At 39.1% G+C, this 18,932-nt stretch carries 16 protein-coding genes and 1 pseudogene; 13 read left to right on the forward strand and 4 right to left on the reverse strand.

Going from position 1 to position 18,932, the window contains the following annotated elements; translation table 11 throughout:
* The first annotated feature begins 55 nt into the window (after positions 1 to 55).
* The 5 genes from QNI29_RS06230 (at position 56) to trhO (ending at position 7,416) form a co-directional block, all read left to right on the forward strand.
* Entirely contained in the window at positions 56 to 454 is a 399-nt protein-coding gene (locus QNI29_RS06230) for a (deoxy)nucleoside triphosphate pyrophosphohydrolase (RefSeq protein ID WP_231418444.1), read from the forward strand.
* A 109-nt stretch (positions 455 to 563) separates the two neighbouring features.
* Entirely contained in the window at positions 564 to 3,446 is a 2,883-nt protein-coding gene (locus QNI29_RS06235; protein WP_231418129.1) for a DEAD/DEAH box helicase, read from the forward strand.
* A 115-nt stretch (positions 3,447 to 3,561) separates the two neighbouring features.
* Entirely contained in the window at positions 3,562 to 3,885 is a 324-nt protein-coding gene (locus QNI29_RS06240; protein ID WP_231418128.1) for a nucleoside triphosphate pyrophosphohydrolase, read from the forward strand.
* The gene (locus tag QNI29_RS06245; RefSeq protein WP_231418127.1) at positions 3,872 to 6,313 is read left to right on the forward strand and encodes a DEAD/DEAH box helicase family protein; all 2,442 of its coding nucleotides are present in this window, start codon (positions 3,872 to 3,874) and stop codon (positions 6,311 to 6,313) included. The genes QNI29_RS06240 and QNI29_RS06245 overlap by 14 nt, the downstream gene beginning before the upstream one ends.
* A 134-nt stretch (positions 6,314 to 6,447) precedes the next feature.
* Complete coding sequence (gene trhO / locus QNI29_RS06250; protein ID WP_231418126.1) at positions 6,448 to 7,416, forward strand: oxygen-dependent tRNA uridine(34) hydroxylase TrhO; 969 nt, start codon at positions 6,448 to 6,450, stop codon at positions 7,414 to 7,416.
* 127 nt (positions 7,417 to 7,543) lie between these two features.
* Here trhO and QNI29_RS06255 read toward each other — a convergent pair whose 3' ends face one another.
* Together QNI29_RS06255 and QNI29_RS06260 are read right to left on the reverse strand one after the other, a co-directional pair.
* Entirely contained in the window at positions 7,544 to 7,837 is a 294-nt protein-coding gene (locus QNI29_RS06255; protein ID WP_231418125.1) for a hypothetical protein, read from the reverse strand.
* Positions 7,838 to 7,952: 115 nt separating this feature from the next.
* Positions 7,953 to 8,573 (reverse strand): hypothetical protein, encoded by a 621-nt coding sequence (locus tag QNI29_RS06260; protein WP_231418124.1) that lies wholly within the window; start codon positions 8,571 to 8,573, stop codon positions 7,953 to 7,955.
* Between the two features lie 257 nt (positions 8,574 to 8,830).
* Here QNI29_RS06260 and QNI29_RS06265 point away from each other — a divergent pair, with 257 nt between their 5' ends.
* From QNI29_RS06265 to QNI29_RS06280, 4 genes and pseudogenes are all read left to right on the forward strand, one after another.
* Complete coding sequence (locus tag QNI29_RS06265; RefSeq protein WP_231418123.1) at positions 8,831 to 13,174, forward strand: AAA domain-containing protein; 4,344 nt, start codon at positions 8,831 to 8,833, stop codon at positions 13,172 to 13,174.
* 11 nt (positions 13,175 to 13,185) lie between these two features.
* A pseudogene (locus tag QNI29_RS06270) lies at positions 13,186 to 13,389 on the forward strand (YdbC family protein); the annotation flags it as partial.
* 799 nt (positions 13,390 to 14,188) lie between these two features.
* Entirely contained in the window at positions 14,189 to 14,566 is a 378-nt protein-coding gene (locus QNI29_RS06275) for a VOC family protein (protein WP_231418122.1), read from the forward strand.
* Positions 14,563 to 15,039, forward strand: coding sequence for a GNAT family N-acetyltransferase (locus QNI29_RS06280; protein ID WP_231418121.1), 477 nt, complete (start codon positions 14,563 to 14,565; stop codon positions 15,037 to 15,039). The genes QNI29_RS06275 and QNI29_RS06280 overlap by 4 nt, the downstream gene beginning before the upstream one ends.
* A gap of 47 nt (positions 15,040 to 15,086) precedes the next feature.
* Here the strand turns inward: QNI29_RS06280 and QNI29_RS21115 are convergent, their stop codons facing one another.
* Complete coding sequence (locus tag QNI29_RS21115) at positions 15,087 to 15,296, reverse strand: hypothetical protein (protein WP_354665928.1); 210 nt, start codon at positions 15,294 to 15,296, stop codon at positions 15,087 to 15,089.
* Positions 15,297 to 15,369: 73 nt separating this feature from the next.
* Here QNI29_RS21115 and QNI29_RS06290 point away from each other — a divergent pair, with 73 nt between their 5' ends.
* Positions 15,370 to 15,771, forward strand: a complete 402-nt coding sequence (locus QNI29_RS06290) for a disulfide bond formation protein DsbD (protein WP_231418119.1) — start codon at positions 15,370 to 15,372, stop codon at positions 15,769 to 15,771.
* 102 nt (positions 15,772 to 15,873) lie between these two features.
* Positions 15,874 to 16,095: a hypothetical protein gene (locus QNI29_RS06295; RefSeq protein ID WP_231418118.1), complete on the forward strand. Its 222-nt coding sequence runs from the start codon at positions 15,874 to 15,876 to the stop codon at positions 16,093 to 16,095.
* 523 nt (positions 16,096 to 16,618) lie between these two features.
* On the opposite strand, the gene QNI29_RS06300 is transcribed toward QNI29_RS06295, so the two are convergent.
* Positions 16,619 to 17,572: a leucine-rich repeat domain-containing protein gene (locus QNI29_RS06300; RefSeq protein WP_231418117.1), complete on the reverse strand. Its 954-nt coding sequence runs from the start codon at positions 17,570 to 17,572 to the stop codon at positions 16,619 to 16,621.
* Between the two features lie 348 nt (positions 17,573 to 17,920).
* On the opposite strand from QNI29_RS06300, the gene QNI29_RS06305 reads away from it, so the two are divergent.
* Together QNI29_RS06305 and QNI29_RS06310 are read left to right on the forward strand one after the other, a co-directional pair.
* Positions 17,921 to 18,295 carry a hypothetical protein gene (locus tag QNI29_RS06305; RefSeq protein ID WP_231418116.1) on the forward strand — a complete coding sequence of 125 codons (375 nt, stop codon included), beginning with the start codon at positions 17,921 to 17,923 and terminating at the stop codon, positions 18,293 to 18,295.
* Positions 18,296 to 18,411: 116 nt separating this feature from the next.
* Positions 18,412 to 18,921, forward strand: a complete 510-nt coding sequence (locus QNI29_RS06310; RefSeq protein ID WP_231418115.1) for a hypothetical protein — start codon at positions 18,412 to 18,414, stop codon at positions 18,919 to 18,921.
* Positions 18,922 to 18,932: the final 11 nt, after the last annotated feature.

The following is an 18,932-nucleotide window of genomic DNA, read 5'->3' on the forward strand; positions in this document are numbered from 1 at the left end:
CTTACATGGTAGAATAATAGTAAAAATGAAAGTGGAAAAGAAGGTGAACAATATGATGGATAAGAAAAATATTCATGTAGTAGGCGCGGTAATCGTAAGCGATGGAGAAATTCTCTGTGCGCAACGAGGCCCTGATAAGTCACTTCCTCATTTATGGGAATTCCCAGGTGGGAAAATTGAAGAGGGGGAAACTCATCAGGAAACGTTGAAGAGAGAGATTGAAGAAGAGATGCACTGCAAGGTACATGTAGGTGAAAGAGTGGACCATACTGTTCATGAGTACGACTTTGGAATTGTTCATCTCACTACATACTATTGTAAGCTTCAGCAAGGAACCCCTACGCTAACAGAACATATAGAGTTCAGATGGCTTGCTCCTAATGAGCTAAAGTCTCTTGAATGGGCGCCAGCTGATGTGCCCGCAATTGAAAAATTATCACAAGCAACGCTATAACTACAGCTAAGCTACTCTAGAAATAGAGTAGCTTTTGTTAAATTATTGAAAGCACTGCCCCTTCATAATACAATTAGACTACAAAAGTGTTAAAGAATGGAGAATGTTTGTGGGAGATATTGTTCGTAATCTAGAAGATTCACTTCATAGAAGCTTCATCGATCATCGGCACCGGTATTCAGAAATGTATTCACCGAAGCTGCTAGTAAACAGGTCACCAGGCGGGGAAACAGTACTATCTAGTATTTTAGAGGAGATTGAGCACTGTCACTCTTTCATTTTTTCCGTCGCTTTTATTACAGAGAGCGGACTCGCCACTTTAAAGTCCCAGCTGTTAGATTTACATAGTAAAGGAATTAAAGGAAAAATCTTAACCTCTACTTTTTTGCAATTTAATAAACCAAAAGTGTTTCGAGAATTACTTAAATTAAAGAATGTAGAAGTTAGGTTAACGAGTCTTCCGGGATTTCATTCAAAAGGGTACATATTTGAACATGAGAATTATCACTCTCTTATCGTAGGCAGTTCCAATCTTACTGCACATGCATTAAAAGTAAATTATGAGTGGAATATTAAGTTAACCTCTCATGAGAATGGGGAAATTATTCATCATTTCAATAACCAGTTCGATGAGGTTTGGAAAGAGTCTGTACCTCTAAATGAGGACTGGATTAACCGTTATGAAATCGACTATCTAGCGAATCTCGATCGACCAGCAGAACAAATTCAGGAAATGCCTGGCGCTTATGAGATTAACCCTGTTAAAGAAGCAATAGAAATTGAACCAAACAATATGCAAGTACCCGCTCTTCAAGCTATTCAGAGACTTCGTGAAGAGGGCGAGGAAAAAGGGATTGTGGTTTCAGCTACGGGGACTGGTAAGACGTACTTATCTGCCTTTGATGTGCGCAGATATGCACCAAAGAAAATGTTATTTATCGTTCATAGAGAGCAGATTCTCAGAAAAGCGATGGCTGACTTTAGAAGAGTACTTGGTGGGGAGGAAGAGGACTTTGGGATCCTTTCTGGTACAAGTAAAGATACAAGTGCAAGATATTTATTTGCTACCATTCAAACGATCTCGAAGGATGACGTCCTTTCTCAATTTGAAGAAAAAGAATTTGATTACATTCTAATTGATGAAGTACATAAAGCAGGAGCAACCTCTTATAAGAAAGTAATGGAATATTTTAAACCAGAGTTCCTACTAGGAATGACGGCAACCCCTGAGAGGACGGATGGAGTAAATATCTATGAGCTATTTGATTATAACTTAGCATATGAAATTAGACTCCAAGAAGCTTTGGAGGAAGATATGCTTTGCCCGTTCCACTATTTCGGAGTTACAGATTACGAGACTCATGGGGAATTGGTAGATGACACTACTCAATTAGCAAACCTCGTGGATGAAGAAAGGGTAGAGCACATCCTAGAGAAGGTAGACTATTATGGTCATTCAGGCGAAAAGGTAAGAGGGCTTATATTCTGTAGTAGAAAGGAAGAAGCTCACCAATTGTCTCGGCTCATGAATCAGAAAGGATTGAAGGCAGTAGCGCTAACAGGAGATGACGATTCTGCTAAACGGCTTCAAACGGTTGATGACCTTGAAAATGGACTGCTCGATTACATCTTAACGGTAGATATATTCAATGAAGGAATTGATATCCCATCGATTAATCAGGTTATTATGTTACGTCAAACTCAATCGAGCATTATATTCGTTCAGCAATTAGGTAGAGGTCTAAGAAAACATAATTCTAAGGAGTTTGTATCTGTCATTGATTTCATCGGAAACTATAAGAACAACTATTTAATTCCCATTGCTCTATCAGGTGATAAGTCGCAAAACAAGGACAATATCCGTCGGCATTTAAAAGAAAAGAATTTTTTAAATGGAGTTTCTACTATTAACTTTGAGGAAATTGCTAAGAAACAAATCTATAAAGCGATCGATGACAGTAAATTAAATGATATGAGAGTATTAAAGGACGAATATAAACACTTGAAGAATAAAATTGGCCGTATCCCCTATCTACTCGATTTCATGAAGTTCGGCTCCATCGATCCGGAAGTGATTATGGAAAAGAACAAGAATTATATGGAATTCTTAAAGAGGGTAGAAAAGGATATAGGCACATTGAATGATTATAAAACTTCCATATTGAATTTTTTATCTCAGGAAGTGCTGGATGGGAAAAGAAAGCATGAAGTTTTGTTACTTACGATGCTAATAGAGCATGGTGATTGTACAATCACGGAGTATGAACGAATTTTAGAAGAAGCAGGATTATCATTCTCAGCATCAATGAAAAGACATCTACAACGCATCATGAATCTAAAATTCTTTACAATGACGGATCAGAAGAAATACGGGAATGAGCCTATTGCTACATTTGAGGATAACCAAATTGTTTTAAACCCTGCTATTAGCACCTCTCTTGCAGAAGATGATTTCTTTAGCGGAATGGTTAGAGACGTTCTTGAAGTAGCAGGTAGGAAAAATAGTGAATATAAGAACCCTCTCACCTTGTATAAAAAGTATACTCGGAAAGATGTGTGCAAACTATTAAACTGGGACAATGACGAACAAGGAACCATGTTCGGTTATAAGCCTAAACACAATACATGTCCCATCTTCGTGACCTATCATAAAGGAGAAGATGTGGAATCTAGCGTAAATTATGAAGATGAATTAATAAATAGAGATACCCTTCGTTGGTTCACGAGAAGCAACAGAACCCTCCAATCTAAAGAGGTGCAAGAAATCATCAATGCACCAGAAAAGGGAGCAGAGATTCATATCTTTATCAAGAAAGACGATGATGAAGGGAAAGGGTTTTATTACTTCGGAAAGGCTACTCCTAACATGGAGTCGATTCAAGAAAATAAAATGATTGATGCGAAGGGGAAAGAGATTCCTGTGGTGAAGATGGATATGATCTTGGAGAATACTGTGGACTATCAGCTTTATCATTATTTAAAAGACGCTTAAGCTTTGACTGCGTTATTGTACGTTTAACTTAAGAGATCGTCCCTGGAATGCTTGGATTCTACTTAAGGTAAGCTGTAAGTTAAGAAAGTAGTATAAATTAAAACGAGGTGATTAGATGCCTATATATAACAAACTAGTAAGAGACTTAATCCCGCAGGTCATTGAGAAAACGGGAAAATCATTTGACACGACCATTCTATCAGAAGAAGAATACCATTCTGAACTTCGAAAGAAATTACAAGAAGAAACAGATGAATACATAAATGCTGAAGACGACCAAAGTGCGGTGGAAGAACTTGCTGATATGCTAGAACTCATGAATGTTTTAGCTGAACAACATGGTTCCTCTATGGAAGAAGTAGAAAAGGTAAGAAAAGAAAAGGCTGAGAAGCGTGGATCATTTTACGATAAGGTGTTTTTAATTAGTGTTGAAGACTAGTCAGGAACCTAAGTTACTTACAAGCAATTTAATAGAGGATGTGCTCCATCATATTGAAGACTCTTCTACCATTTATCTTTTAAGTGCTTTTGTTATGGAGTCAGGAGTGAAGATGGTATTACCCGCGCTCAAGGAAGCAGCTGCACGAGGAGCGGACATTAAGATTCTTACTGGTGATTACTTGTACGTTACGCAGCCTGAGGCCTTATCTTTACTTAGCGAGTTACCTCAGAATCAGGTGGAAGTTCGTTTATGGCAGAGTAATGGGCGTTCTTTTCACCCGAAAGCATTTCTGTTCAGTGGTGAAGATCAAGGTTCTTTAATCGTTGGGTCCTCTAATTTGTCCAAATCAGCTCTAACTTCAGGAGTTGAGTGGAATGTTTCCATACCAAATGATGTTTCAGAAGAAGTATATAATGAAGCATTGGAGCAATATATCCACATGTTTTATGCTGAGAATACAATGAAAGTAAATCCAGAAACCCTTAAATTTTACACTCAAAAGTATGCTGAATTTAAACAGAAGTATCCAGATCTAGCCCAAAAATGGTCAGAGAAGGAAGAAATAGAACTCACCCTAGGACCTGATAACCCGCCAGATGTTATTCATGATCCAACAGAACCCTATGTACCAACTAATGAAAAACCAAGTCCAAGGTTCGCTCAACCTGAAGCTCTTGAATCACTACAGAACACTTATGAAGAAGGTTACGATAAAGCGATGGTGGTGATGGCGACTGGACTAGGGAAGACGTATCTGGCTGCTTTCTTTGCTGAACATTTTAGCCGTATTCTATTCGTAGCTCACCGTGAAGAGATTCTACATCAGGCAAAAGCTTCTTTCGAACACGTGAACGAAGGAAAGCTTGGTGGGATCTATAATGGAAAAGAGAAAAATGCAGAAGCTGATATGATTTTTGCATCGATCTTTACGTTAAGCATACAGGACCATTTGCAAAGATTTAATGCGGATGAATTTGATTTAATTATTGTTGATGAGTTCCATCATGCTTCAAGTAGATCATACCAGAAAGTGTTAGAGTACTTCTCACCTAAGTTCCTAATGGGCGTAACCGCAACACCTGAACGAACAGATGGACAGGATATCTTTGCTTTATGTGATGGAAATGTAGCTTATGAGATGAACTTTATACAAGCTATTCAAAGAGGATGGTTATCCCCATTCCATTACTATGGCGTATACGATGATATTGATTATTCACAAATTACGTGGCTTGGGGGCCGTTATGACGAAGAGGAGCTCGCAGAAGCGCAACTTCAAGAACATACGGCTAGTAATATCTTGAGTAATTGGGAGAAACATAAACAAACAAGGACTATAGGTTTTTGTTCATCAATTAAACAAGCAAATTTCTTATCGCAATACTTTAATCACAATGGCTATCAGACGATTAGTCTCCATTCCAAAACGGAGGGAATCTCTCGTAAAGAAGCTATTGAGAAGCTTGATAGAAAAGAAATTGATGTGATCTTTACCGTGGACTTATTTAATGAAGGAGTGGACATCCCTTCAGTTGATACACTTTTATTCGCAAGGCCAACGGAATCTCTTGTGGTCTTTACGCAACAAATAGGTCGTGGTTTGCGTAAGCATTTGAAGAAATCACATTGCACGGTTATTGACTTAATTGGGAATTACCGAAATGCAGATGTCAAATTGCAGCTGCTTGGGAAAGATAAAGGGGAGGGGAAGAAAGGGAAGATTCAACCTATTACACCAGCTGATTGTGAAATCAACTTGGACGTGAAGACTATACAACTGCTGGAAGAACTTCTGAAGAAGCGCAGTCCGAGAAAAGAGCGGGTGAAGATGGCTTATGACCAAGTCAAAGAGCAACTAGGCAGACGTCCAACCTACTGGGAAATGCATCTTAATGGCACTGAAGCTATTAAGGAATTTAAGCAGATATGGAAAAGCTATGCTGGCTTTCTTAGCTCTTATGGTGAATTAACAACTGAAGAACAAACGATTTATGAGACTTACATAGACTGGTTAGAAGAAGTAGAACGAACCTCTATGACTAAGAGTTACAAGATGGTTGTATTGAAGTACATGTTGGATAGAGGGGAAATGGACTGGGTTCAGCCTGCAACACCGGAGGAGATGGCTCCTTATTTCCATTCCTATTTAACAGAAAAGCCTTACCGAAAAAATATTGATTTTACAAGTAAAAATACCAAGGCACTCATAGAGTACGACAAAGCAAAAGTAGCAAATCTCATTAGTACAATGCCTCTAACGAAGTGGAGCGGGAGTAGTAAAGGACTTCTTAAGTACGAAGATAATGTGTTTTCTCTTAATTTTGAAGTTCCTCTTGAAGATCGAGCACTCTTGAAAAAGATGACTGAGGAGATATGTGAATATCGCTTGAATTACTACTTTGAACGAAAATGGAAGAAAGAATGACCTTGATTTCCTACCACCATCCCCATTACAATTATATGTTGTAATAAATGATGGTAAGTGAATGTAGCACCTACTGCTACATCAATGCCTTATTTTTTATATCTGGGAAATATAAAGAAGAGGTGGAAATGAATATGGAAAATCAAGATTACCGTGTACTACTGTATTACCAGTACGTCACAATTGAAGATCCAGAGCAGTTTGCAAAGGATCACTTAACGTTCTGTAACGAGTTAGGCTTAAAAGGTCGTATTCTCGTAGCGGAAGAAGGGATTAATGGTACCGTTTCTGGAACGGATGAAGCGACTCAAAGGTACATGGATGCCATGCATGCCGATGAGCGTTTTGCGGAGATGCCGTTTAAGGTCGATGCAGCGGATAGCCATGCGTTTCAGAAGATGCATGTGCGTCATCGCCCGGAGCTTGTTACGCTTCGCTTAGAAGACAACCATAATCCAAATGAAATTACAGGCGAGCATTTAGAGCCGAAAGACTGGATGGAACAAATGCAGCGCGAGGACACAATCGTTCTTGATGCGCGCAATGATTATGAATATGACCTCGGACACTTCCGTGGAGCCGTTCGTCCAGATGTTGAGACGTTCAAGGACCTGCCGGATTGGGTTCGTGATAACCAAGAAATGTTTGAAGGCAAGAAAGTCATGATGTACTGTACAGGCGGAATCCGCTGTGAGAAGTTCTCTGGCTGGATGATGAAAGAAGGCTTTGATGTAGCACAGCTAAAAGGTGGTATTGCTACTTACGGAAAAGATCCTGAAGTAAAAGGCCAGCTATGGGACGGGCAGATGTTTGTCTTTGATGATCGTTTGACTGTACCTGTGAACCAGGTTGAGCATACCATCGTCGGTGAGGATTACTTCACAGGTGAGCCAGCTGAACACTTTGCAAACTGCGGAAATCCTGATTGTGATCGCCGTATGATTATGACTGAAGAGAACGAGCATAAGTTCATGCGCAGCTGTAGCCATGAGTGCCGAACGCATCCGCGTAATCGTTACGTGGAAGAGCATGGACTTAGTGAGGAAGATGTGCAGGCTCGTTTAGAAAAAATAGAAGAAGAGGCCACTGTAGAACGGTCCTAAACGAACAAACCCTAGAGAGACTCTCTAGGGTTTTATTAATGGTATGTTTTTTAATCCGTTCCACAATTTGCGTTCATGAAGACGTGTTTGAGTCCATGGTTTCATCTCTCTATTTACTTTTAGAAGACTACCACCAAGTATTTTCATCTACATCGGGTTGTACCGTATAGTATCCACCCGTATCATGTTCTTCATTACCTTCTATATAAGAAGGGCAAGAAAACCAAACGAGTTTCTCCGCAATAATGTCATCAAAGTGTTTTAACACGGGTTGGAGGGGTTTGTTGCATTTGTAGCATTCACCAGGGTCGAAGCCATTTGGTAGTTCTATAATTGCTTGGCGTAAGCAATCCTCGCATATTTCTTTTGCTTCTGATAGTTCTCCAAACTCATCAAATAAGTTCAGGTTACTTTCATTCATTTCTTTTTTGCAGTCTTGGCAATAGGAATGTTTTTTCATCATGGTGTCTCCCTTATGTATGTATAGATTCAGATTTTCAACTAGGTGATATTTTTATGGTTACATACCTACACCATTACATCAACTTATTCTCCAAATAATACTTCTCATACTCCAAATCCACTTCAACCCTAACCGTAAAGTCCATAGCTTTAATAAAGGTATAGATCTCTCGCAGCTCCTCATCGTCGTAGATCTCACTCATGTTTAACAAGTGACGTTCCTGTGCTTCTTCGACTGTTTGGGATGGGTGTTTTATGTAAGGGGAGTTGAGCGTTTCGTCTCGCTTTTCTTCTAAAAGAATCTCAAGGTGAGACTTCAGATACTCTTTCCCTTTCTGAATCGTTTCGATCATGGTCGGTCTGCCTTCGATCAGGTCAAGGTCCGGGAAGGAAAGGATGTAATGGTCTTCTCCTTCTAAAGCTAGTTTCTTCTCAGAGTAAATCAGGCCTTTAAATGTAAACGTGAACGACTGTAACTGGCTGTCTTCCACTTCTTCAGGGATCCCAACCTCGAACGCTACCACTTCTGCTGTCTTCAGCACCTTAACGGTATCTTCTTGTTCAAGGTCCCAATAGGTGAGGCGATCGAGACGTTGCTTAATGTTATAAATCAATTGTTCTCTTCCGTAGTGTCCAATAATCGCTTGCATGGTTTGGCCACTTCTTAAGTGAAAGTCTACTGGAAATCGTTTCATGCTATCCCTCATTTCTGTTGATCTATTGTTAGTATAGGGGAGAGGGGGTGCATAAAATTGTGCCCCCGAAGGTTGATATTTGCGAGTAAGGTATATGATGAACGATTTTTGGTGGGGGATATGTTACGGATTGACCACAAGAACTTTGTTGTCTAGTTTGTTAGGTATAAAGATCTTCCAAAAAAACACATTGTTTCATAATTTGCAAACTAGTATCATCGTACTATAGTAATTTATAGACGAAGGATGAACACACCATGACGTTTGCAACGAATGAGATCACCTCAAAAGAGAAAGCCATAAACTTATATTCTTATTTAATGGACTTTCAAAAATTAACGATGAAACCTGTTAAACATGTCTCGAAATATACATATACCCTTTGGTTACAGGAGGCTGTAAAAATCTCTAGTAGCCAATCTTTTCTTACTTACACTGATGCTGATGTTCTTCAATTGGACAAACCCGTTGAACCGATTCTTCCTCCAGTGCCTGAGTGCTTACAAGGGTTTGTTTCTTTTCAAGATGAACCAACCCTTAAACCTCAATTAAAGAAACGAAAACTCATCATACCGGAACAAGGGTTAGGTGATCAAGAATGGGAACGGTTTTATGCTTATCTCTTAATTGATCATACCCACGTACAAGAAGCCTTTAGAACCTATCTAGATGAGGTTTGGAACCCATGGCGAGAAGCGTACCAATCGTATCTACATCACCAAGCGTTATACTCTTACTTGTTTAAGATGCATCAGTTTATTCATAAAAACGAAGAAAGCTTTGAAGCTGTGTTAGGGCTAGGGCTACTGAATTGGCCTTTAAAGTCTGTGTCTCGTCACTTACTTACCCATCCAGTAACCATAAAGATTGACCCTGAATCCGGACAAATTGAAGTGTCTCTAGCAAATGGGAAATCGATGCAGCTAGAGGATGACATGATTGAAGTGAGAGAGCTTCCGGACCGGTCTTATATGGATTCATTGAAAGAGGAATTAAACGAGCATCCTCTTTCCCTAGATGAGTTCGAACCGATTGAGGCCGTGCTTAAAAGCTTTGTTCAAACGCTATCTTCAGAAGGGACGTACACGTACGAAGAAGAAAAGGATGGACAAAAGCAGCATCCAAACGTCTCGTTTACCCCTGGGATTATCATAAGGAAGAGATCGAATCAGCACTATATTCGGTCATTCCAAACGATTCGTTCTGAGTTAGAGAAGAAAGACCAGTTGCCGCGGAACGTGGAGCGTTTAGTAAGGATCATGGATGACCAGTCGCCTCGCTCATCTAATCAAACAGAAGGGCCATCTTTCCCGTTACCGGCAAACGACGAGCAAATGAAGATCGTGGAGAAATTAGAAGGACGAGATGGCGTGATTGTGCAAGGCCCCCCTGGGACAGGGAAGAGTCATACGATTGCGAACCTCATGTCGCACCTCCTAACAGAAGGGCAAAAGGTTCTGGTAACCAGCCATACAGCTAATGCCTTAAGTGTGTTGAAAGACAAGCTACCAGAGGACCTACAGCAATTATGTGTGAACTTACTAGGTAATGATAAGAAAGCCTTTCAAGACTTAGAAGCCGTCGTGAAGGAAATTACAAATGCGCGTGAGTACTGGGACGAGGATGAGAAGCAAAGAGAAATAGAAAAGATTCAATCGGAATTGAAAAGCCTAAAGTCCCGTAAAACTAAGTTTTCGCAGGACCTGCGCACACTACAGGAACAGGAAATTAGTTATCATGATAGGTTACATGATCCTTATCAAGGGAAGCTGCAGGAGATTGCGAAAATAGTAAACGCAAATCAGGATCAGTTTGATTGGTTAACGGATGAAGTAGATTCGAGTGTGCAGTCTACTTTCACCGTAAATGAAATGCTAACGTATGCTAGAACCGTTCGGAAAATCGATCCCTTACAAGAGCGACAACTGCAACAGTCCTATCCTCCTTCTAAGGAACTACTTTCACGAGAAACCTTTGAACGAATCGTTCACCAAGAACAAACGGTAAAACAGCAGCTGATCCAGCTTGGTCATCCATTTGAAAGTAAGGACTGGAGCGTCATCCGGGGGCTTAAAGAAAAAGAAGCGCTTCGGGGCAAAGAAGCCCTAGATGAATATGTGTCTTCTTTGTCTTCCATTAAACAGCATGAGAGTTCCTGGTTAAACCGAGCACTTCAAGACATATGGGCGGAGCGAGAATTACTTTGGAGACAGCTCTACGACCAGTACTACAAGAACCGAGATCGCGTAGATGAAGCGGTGGAGACGATACAAGTGGACCAGCTGTCTATTCCAGAAGATATGGACGAGCAGAAAGTGTTAAGGGATGCAGAGAGCTTATTGCATCACTTCCAAAAAAACGGTGCGAAAAAAGGGATTCCTGGCTTTAGGCCCAAGCCGATTAAACAAGGGTTTTATATCTTGAAGGAAGTAACGCTTGAAGGAAGTCCGTGTGATACAGTAGATCAGCTTCAGAAACTTGTCGAGGTCTTACAGACTAAGTCGATCGTTGAATCATTGAAAAGTGACTTTGAAGATCTAACGGGAGAAACCTTTGAACTTAAAAACAAACTCGCCTTCAAATGGTTAGAACTAAAAGTGATGCTTCGAAAGCTATCTGACTTACATAACGTCATTGAATGTTATCGAACGCTTAGAAGAGAAACAGATACCATTCACTTAAAGGATAAGGATTGGACCCATACGGATAACGTGTATGCGTATAGGGATTTATTTTGGGCTTCTGTATTGCAATCGAGGCTAGAAGAACTACAGGCGCAAGTAAGAGAATTCAGAGAGCAAGCGATTGTTCCTAACTTAGGTGATCACACGCATCCTCTCGTAGATGCACTTGACGAAGCGATTACGAATCGGGATGTAGCACGTTATGAGAGCGTGTTAAAAGACATTCGCCATCTTGAATTGTTGAGTAAAGAACAGCAACTAGCACATGCTTTCGAATCGAAAATAAGTGGCGTACTTCCTAACCTTATCCAGTCGATTAAGACGTACCCATACAATCAATGGGAAGAGCGACTTCCTGAAATTTACGAAGCCATCGATTGGAAGGAAGCAAGCATCTGGATTGAGAATTTGCTCAGTCAAACGCCGCAATCACTAGAAGACTCCATTAAGAGCCTAGAAAGCAAGATCAAAAACTTAGAGATGCGTCTCATTACTCTAGAGTCTTGGAGGAATTGCATTCAGAATATTACCACCCATGAGAGTTCTCATTTGAGAGCTTGGACGAGTTCAATTCGACGCGTGGGTAAAGGAACGGGTAAGAATGCGGAATATTATAAAAGGAAAGCTCAACACCATATGGAAGAATGTCGATCAGCCGTCCCAGCTTGGATCATGCCTATGTACCAGGTAGCCGAGTCGATCACACCTGAAGAAGGGATGTTCGACGTTGTTATTATTGACGAAGCCAGTCAATCTGGCCCGGAAGCTCTAATGTTTATGTACCTAGCGAAAAAAGTAATCGTGGTAGGTGATGACAAGCAGATTAGCCCTCACTTTGTTGGGATCAATGAGGACGACGTACACGCATTGCAAAAGCAGTACTTACAAGGTGTGCCCCATGGTGATAGTTTTGGGGTGAAGAGCTCATTCTTTGATATTGCCAATATCCTATTTGAAGGGCGCGTTGTGCTCCGGGAACACTTCCGTAGCATGCCGGAGATCATTGAATTCTCAAACTTAATCAGTTACCCAGATACACCACTAATTCCTTTAAAATCATATAGTTCCAATAGGCTTAAACCTGTTCAATCATTTTACTTGCCTGACGGAGTCAGAGAAGGGAAAAGTCCTAAGGTAAGAAATGTGCAAGAAGCAGATGAGATCGTTCGTCAGATTAAAGAGTGTCTTAATGATCCGAAGTACGATGGTAAAACGTTTGGCGTCATTAGTTTATTAGGGCATAACCAAGCGAATATGATTGAGAAGAAGTTAATAGAAGAAATTGATCAAAAGGAACTTTTAAAACGAAAGATCATTTGTGGAGATGCCCATAAATTCCAAGGGGATGAACGAGATGTGATCTTCTTAAGTATGGTAGCAGCCCCAGGTGAAATACGCGTGTCTCCCCTAACGGATAACAAATACAAGAGAAGTTTCAATGTGGCAATGAGCCGAGCGAAAGAACAGGTCAACCTAGTCCATTCGATTACAACGGAAGATATAATGAATAAAGAATGCATCCGTTATCAGATGCTGCAGTACTTTAAGCAACCGTATGAAGAAAAATATAAAGCGGATAAATCCTTGTGTGATTCTCAGTTCGAGAAAGATGTGTATGATCACATCAGAAGGAAAGGGTACAATGTTATCCCCCAATACAAAGTAGGTGGCTACCGAATTGACCTTGTAGTAGAAGGAGCGAATGGGAGGATGGCCGTTGAATGTGACGGAGATTATTGGCACGGAATTGATCAATTAGAGAATGACCAGAAAAGACAAAGTCAGCTAGAAAGAGTAGGGTGGAATTTCTGGAGAGTGCGTGGAAGTGAATTCTATCTCAATCCAGAGAAAGCGATGGAGTCCCTTTGGGAGACTCTAGATTATTTCGGTATACAACCCGGTGAGAAAGGGGCATAGAAAGAAAGGTTATGGCGAGTTTTACCTATCATATAGAACGAAATATTGCCGTTTTATCCGACACAGCAAAAGGGTGGAGAAAAGAATTAAATGTGGTCAGTTGGAACGGTCAGGAAGGAAAGTATGACTTGCGTAACTGGAGTCCAGACCACACCAAAATGGGGAAGGGCATTACGTTAACTGAAGGAGAAGTGGATCGGTTAAAAGAAGCATTAGGTCTCCTTGAAACATCCGATTCATCAAAAGAGGATCCTACCCCTAACCCAGACCGACCTAGTGAAGAGGCAACTAAATCTATAGAAGTTCCTGCAAAGCTTCAACAGAAGTGGAACCCATGCAATCGTAGACTAGTGTTAGAAATGAATACGCTCTTAACGTATGGCCGTAAACAAGGCCTTACAGTAAAACAGATCACCCAAGCTTCTGAACGCTCCAAAAATGTTTTTGAAAAACAAGTTTTCAACCAGCTAGAGCAGTTGCGCTTTGTTTATGGTCAGCAAGTGGATGAACTGTTGCAAGAAGTAGCGGAATCAATGACAAGGTTGGATTTCAAGGATTAAAATTTTGTACCCTTTCAGGTGTTTTAAAGCGCGAATTATAGTCCACTAAATGTGGAAAAACCCTTATAGTAAACTAAATTTTAAACTGTAGGCAATAGTCCGCCTTCAGTAGAAATAGATTATAAAGATTAATCCCCTAATTAGTTAGCTGAATATAAAGAAGGAGCTGGTTTTAAAACTAGCTCCTTCTTTATTATATATATTAATAAAACAGGGGAAGATGCTTCATTTGGATTTCAACGCTGGGTGGTATAGGGTGCAAGATATGAATTCTTGGATTCTTTCTTTATGAGCTATCTGGTTAGGCGAATTTAGGATGAGTGAGCGGTCCCTTCCTCCATATTACTAAAACTTATCACCCCCAATAATAATTAAGTATTTTCCTTATAAGTCATGAAGGGATAAAATGTAAGTAGACTTTAAAAGAAAAGATCTTAAATAAGGGGGAGATTCAATGATACTCGGATTACATCATGCTCAAATTACGATTCCTAAAGGAGCAGAAGAAGAGGGTAAGAAATTTTATTGCGGTGTTCTTGGTCTACAAGAGAAGGAAAAGCCTGAATCCTTAAAAGGGCGCGGGGGATTCTGGTTGGAAGTTGGAGATCGGGAGGTTCACATCGGGACAGAGGATGATTTTGATCGGCTCACGACAAAAGCTCATTTAGCTTACCAGGTGGAGGACCTGTCCTACTGGAAGCGTGTGTTCGACCAGCATGAAATTGAAATCATGGAAGGCGTTCCGATTCCAGGTTTCGATCGGTTCGAATTTAGAGATCCGTTTGGGAACAGGGTTGAAATGATTCAAGAATTAGATGGAGGGGTGTTATGAATCTAGTCATTCGGAACGCGGTAGAAAGCGATTACGAGTCATTGGTGCCTTTGTTTAGCCAGGTTCATGACTTGCACGTGTCGCTCAGGCCAGATTTGTATAATGCTCATTCAAATCCAGTTGGGCAAGAACTCTTTGAACAGCAATTGAATGATGATACCCACCATATTTTTGTCGCTACAATAGACGATGATATCGTCGGAGTGATCGTGACGAAGGTAGAAGAAATAGCCGAGAATTCTTTTGTAAAGGCAAGGAAAGTTTTAATGATCAACAGTTTAGCCGTTGAAGAAGGGCACCGGAAGAAAGGGATTGGAAGAAAGCTAACCGAGTATGCTTTTGATCTTGGTCGGAGTCTTTCTGTTGATGGGATCGAACTCGGAGTTTCTGAGGCAAATACAGCTGCAATTGAATTTTACGAGTCCTTAGGAATGAAAACGAAGAGTCGGAAAATGGAAATTCTATTTGATTAGCAGATATGGGGACGTTGAGTGAAAAAAGAAATCTGGTGTGTGCTTTTCTAATTCGTATATAAAATACATACTGTAATTTGAACGATGGAGGTGACGATTGTGTCTACAGAAGGAATTTTCATATTATCAATAGCATCGATTGCACTTTGGGTTATCGTGTCTAAAGAAGCTGTAAAACCTTCAAAGGAAATCAACTGGTGGAAAATGATCCCGTTATTATCTGCCGGTTCTTTGTCTACATTGATTATAACGTTCACGCTATTTCAAAGTCTATTTTCATAGTTTTGTTTATTGATGCGTTTCCTGAAAACAATGTTATGAGGTGATGTAGTGAAAAGTAATCCATTTAACAAAATTGGTTGGCTTCTGGTCTTGGTCATGGGGGTTTCGTGGATCGTGGTTGGTTATTCAAGCTGGTTCTTATTATTAACCCCGATGGTCTACATATCTTTTTCCATTCACGACGGCAGCATAAAGAAATGGAAAAAGATCAAACAACTGTCCATACGACAAATAATGCTTCTATTGTTTTCATTTGTGTTGGCCGTCAGCCTAGTCTATGGCCTTTTTCAATTAGCTAGTTACATAATCAATGATGTATTGCATTTAATAGGTGGAATCAAGACCTTCAGTGTGATTTTGGCGATCATTCTTTCCTTATATCCTGTCAAGATTGCGTTTAGCAGCCTTGTTTATAAAGTAACAAGCGGATTGAGTGCGAGGAGTCATTAGGATAGGGAATGCGGTAGATTTGTAAAAAATTTTGGTTGTTTTAAAATCGCTTGATTCTTACGCTCAAGTTAGGTTAACAAGGTATTTGGGGGGGAGATCTACATGGAAAAAAACACAGAAGATCAAATCTTGAATGAACTTAAAAATATTAATCATTCATTACAAGAAATAAACGAGATAATAGATAATGAAGAAAGTGGAAGGAAAGGGCCTTCTTTAACGGACATCTTGAGATCTCTTTTAACAGGGGTGTTTATTGTTGGTCCTGCAATCGTTGTAGTCATCTTGATTTTTCAAATTTTAGGGGCGTGGATATTCAACTGACGGGTGCGATAGTTGAATAAGAGGAAGCACAAGGAGTAACTGGCTTAACGCCAAACTACATATGCAGACTATGAGAAAGAATGTACTTATACTAGGGGGCAGGTTTGTTAAATAACATTTAGAGGTGAAGAAAATGAATGAATTGCTTATAGTCTCAATTTTTGTATTTATTTTGTTGACTATTAAACAACTGAGAGTTCTAAGAAACAAAGAAGTTCCACGAAGCAACCGAAGAATTGCTTCGTCATTGTATATCTTTTCGATAATAGCCCTAGTAGGTGTAAACATTTATTTTTCATGAATCTCTTATTAAAGTGAAGGGTGCGATAGAGCTGAATAATAAAATAATTCTGTATAAGACTTCCAAGTAGTTGGAAGTCTTTTTTATACTATTATGATATTAGGCTTCTACTAAACCTTCTCATTAGGGAAGATCAGGGATGGTTCTAGTGCTTCATCAGAATAATAAACGGGGATCTGTGACCTTTTCTATCCATTTAAAACCGTACCCAGACCTCTTTGATTAAAGACTATTAGCCATTTCTACTACCTGTATTTCTTCGTTACCTTCAGTTAGTGCCTCCCAATCACTTATCTTTTCTTTATTAAGGATTACCAACCGGAGTTCAGGAAGAACTTTCAATTTCTCAATTTTCGTGATGTTTGTATCTCTTATATCAACAGAACTGAGCTTTTTTAGAGTGGTGATTGTTTTGGTGTCTGACACTTTAGTCCCTTTTATCGATAACAGACGTACTGACTTATCAGTTAGAGGAGATAGGTCTGTTATTGGGTTATTATTTGCATATAAACTTTCAAGTTCATTCATATCCAAGAGAGGTCTCAAGTTTTCTATGTGGTTACTCTCGATATTTAAGTATTTCAGGTTAGTGAGGTTGGACAAAGGTTCGATAGAAGTAATGTTATTTGAACGTAAGTATAATGCACTTAATTCTGTTAGATCTCGAATAGGTGATAAATCATTTATAGAGTTCTGGTCGAGAAGAAGACTCCTTAAATTTGTTAGTTCTTGTAAGAATGAAAGGTCGTTTACAGAGCAATTAATTAGATCAAGGTGTTCCAATTGAACCAAGTTTGAAATATCAAGAGTATTTTCGATATTCACATTCTCTATATTGAGACGTTTTAGGTTTGATAATTTACTAAGTAGATCTTTGTCTTCTGACTTTATCGGAAAGTTAACAGATAGATTTTCTAGATTTGTAAGTTCTGAGATACCGGAAATGTCTAATGGTTCAGCGACCTCTTTACTGGCATTTAATTCTAGGCTTTTTATTTCTTTTAAGTCATTCTTGGTTATGTCTTCAAAATCTTTATTTAACTTTTCTTCTAATTCTTGTTTAACAATACTCGATACTTGAGAATGACCAGCCTCTTTCGTTGCTTCATTGTTTGTGCAACTCGTCAAGATAATACCTAATAATACAAGGTACAAGATAGATCCTTTTTTTAGCACTCTAATGACCTCCTTACTATAAAACTGTAATTTACCTTTAATTTTAACAAATTGAGCACCCGGTTCCTATTTTTAGGAAATATCTAAATAAAGCAATAAAACAATTGCTATATCCAGCACCCCTCCTCTTAGTTATATGAGGAGGGGTTCTTCGTATGTTCGGTGTTATTGGATAGATCATACTATATTTGTAAAAATAGGTTGTGATGATAGGTCTGCAAAAGTAAAATTAAATGGGATTATATTACAAGTGTAAATTGATCCAACTTATTTTTATATGCTTTAGAAGGTTCGGATGACTGTCGAAATCTATAACTTAAACACCTTATATAGAAGGAGGGGGCTGAAGTGAACAAATATATCAAGTTACTTGGGCTTATCCTTATCATTACCTTTTTAGTTCTCTTAAAAAGATACATGAATAAACCTGAAGAGATTAAAGTCTATAATGAAGATGATGAGGTAATTAAGGTAATAAAAGAAGAGGATAAAGTTCGAAAGTTAGATAGGGTAACAAGTGAATTGAAAAAGGTCGATCTTGAAGTAGCTATCAACCTTGGATTTGGTGGGGAAATTCCTGTTGATGAGGTATATGAAATAAGGGATAATAAATGGTTTATTTCCTACAACACCAATGGAGGTGTAGTTAGGAGGAACGAAGATACATTCTTTAAGGTGTCTGTTGAGCAAGCTGAGACTATCAAGAAGATAATAAATAATTGAAGTTCAAAAGGAAGCACAGGGACGGTTCGGTACCAGTGGAACAGTCAACTTAAAATAATGTCAACTAGCGGGCAGAAATGTGCAAGGAGCAAAATGCAAAAAAGGGAGATAAGGATATGAACCGAAATGAGAAAGTTAAAACTTATGCACTTATATTGTTAAGTGGTGTACTAGTAATAATTTTTTCACTTTATTTCCAAAAAATCAATGAAGAAAAAAGGCAATATGAAGCCTATTTAAACGAGTTTTATGCCCATCTTGATAATACAGATCAATCTGTTCAATATCTTTTATCTAGTACAGAAGAAATGGATATATCAGGTATCTTAATGAGTATAGAAAACAACCTAGAAACCACCAATTTATTACTGAGTATAGGGAATAGAACAGTGGATAGTAACATTACTTACCACCCAAGATTTTTTGTAGGAAGAATAACAATTGAACCTGCTAATGATGATGGAAGATTAACAAAGGAACAAAGGAATGAATTGCAGAAAGTTGAAAAAGGACTTGAATATATGAAAGAGGGATTATATTCGGAACAAACTGGTCAGGAAAATAAAGATTTATCTGCAAAAGAATTTAATGAAATCATCGAAAAAGGTGCAAGTTTAGGTGAATAATATTATTGAAC

This window comes from Pontibacillus chungwhensis (genome assembly GCF_030166655.1).
GTDB lineage: Bacteria > Bacillota > Bacilli > Bacillales > BH030062 > Pontibacillus.